Consider the following 1,980-nt stretch of genomic DNA (forward strand, 5'->3'; position numbering starts at 1 on the left):
CCGCCACCGCGAGCGCGCTCACATCGGCCCCGGCCCGCTCGGCAAAGGCCGGCTGCACCCAGCGCGCCGTCGGGTTGCCGCCCAAACTGTACTGCGTGATCGCGTCGAGCACGAACGGCCCTTCGGGTGTGCCAGCCGGGATGGTCAGGTTGGTGACAAAGCTCTGTTCCTGCCCCGGCAGCAACTCGAACGGCTGGGCCGGGAAGCTGGTCAGCGGCGTATTCAGCCAGACCGCGCCGCGCAGCGGGCGGCCATCGGGCGGCAGATAGCGTAAAGTGACGGTGTAGACCAGCGATTGGCCGGGCCGTACAACAAGGTTCTCATCGTTCACAACGGGGAAGACGCCCAGCGGTGCTTGCGGCGCGACCAGCGTCGCCGGCGTACTCGCTAGCTCCGTCGCCGCCAGCGCCGCCAGATTCGGTTGGACGCTGACCTCAGCCGCCGGCAGCGCGCGAGTGAACAGGCGGGCATGGGCCATCACCCCCACAAACCGTTGTGGGATATACTGGCGATCGCCTAGCCGCAGCTCGTTCTGCGACCAATCAACATCGCCGATCGCGCCAGCCCCATGGTAGGTATGCACCGCCGTGCCGTTGAGATAGGTCGTCACCACGCCACGGTTATACGTCACCGCCACGTGCGTCCACTGATTGAGCGGCGCCACCGCGCCGGTGTTAATCCAAGTCCAGCCGGGATTGGCGTTGGCAAAGGCCCACTGGATGGTGCCATCAGGGAAGCGCGCCACCTCATACTCGCCTTCGCGGTTGATCAAGATGCCGTTGGCATCGGCGGTAGGATAGATCCAAACCGCAAAGGTCATCTCATCCGCCATATGGAACCGCTCATCGCTAATGACCAAAAACTGATTGCCATCGAAACTCGTGCCAGTGCGTCCGGCCACCGTCACCCCAGCGGCAGGACAAGCTCCCGCCGGGCAGCCGAAGGCCATCCCGCCAAACGAGTCGGCAAAGGTCGTCGTGAGCGGCCACGCGCCAAGACGCGAACGCGCCGCCACCGACCCGCCCTGATTGAGCCATGCGGCATCAGAAATGCCATCACCGCGTGAATCAGCCGCCAGCGGACTAGTGCGGATCAGCAAGAGCCGCCCGCTCACCGTCACCAACTGGCCGTTCACCTCTTGCGCATCGCTCAGCCCGTCGCCATCGGTGTCAGCGCGGGTCGGGTCGACACCCCAGCGCGCCTCCACCAGATCGCTCAAGCCATCGCCATCAGTATCGGCCAGCCACGGATTAAAACGCTTCCCTTCGTTAGCGCGCTGGAGCTCAAAGGCGTCGCTCAAGCCATCGCCATCGGCATCCCACGTGCTCTCGTTGGGATCGACTTCGCGGCGGAGACCATCAAAGTCAGCGTCGGGCAACGGCGGGAAGGCAATGTTGCCGCCCCAATCCATGCGCACAAACTCATCGAACGTCGCCGGGAAGACATCGAAGACCACGTTATCGGCCAAGCGCGAGTTATAGCGTTGCACATCATCATACGCCCCGCACCAGAGGATAATGCACCGCTTGTAGGGCAGATTAAAGGCCGTGTTCATCCACAGCGCCGTCGAGCGGTTGATCCCCGCTGGGAAGGAGAAATCGACAAAACGCGGATATGAGTCTTGGATCGGCGGCCAACTGGGCCAGACTGCGAGATTCTGCTCATGCGTTGCCACAGACGCCGCGCCAGAGACGCGCTGGCGGGCTTGCCAGTCATTCCACGGGTTGCCAAACCAGCGATTGCCGATCCGGTTCGGATTCCACGCTAGATTCGGGTAAATAGTCGCGCTAAAACGGAGCGGGTTCCACGCGGTCATGCCCGCCGCCGGATTGACTAGCCCCAAGCTCGTGCCGCCTACCGTCGGTCGTACCGTCAAATAGCGCGACTCGTCAACGATAAAGCGCGCAATCTGCTGGAACAGCCACGACGAGAATGAGGTTGCGCGGCCTAGAATCAGCGAGAGCAGCACCGACAGCACCG

General features: G+C 63.3%; 1 protein-coding gene. It reads right to left on the reverse strand.

What is annotated here, in order from left to right; all coding sequences use genetic code 11:
- Positions 1 to 1,980, reverse strand: a 1,980-nt coding sequence (locus U9R81_RS06885; protein ID WP_322494767.1) for a LamG domain-containing protein, incomplete at both ends; no start/stop codon positions are given.

The organism is Chloroflexus sp. (assembly GCF_034435895.1).
Lineage (GTDB): Bacteria > Chloroflexota > Chloroflexia > Chloroflexales > Chloroflexaceae > Chloroflexus.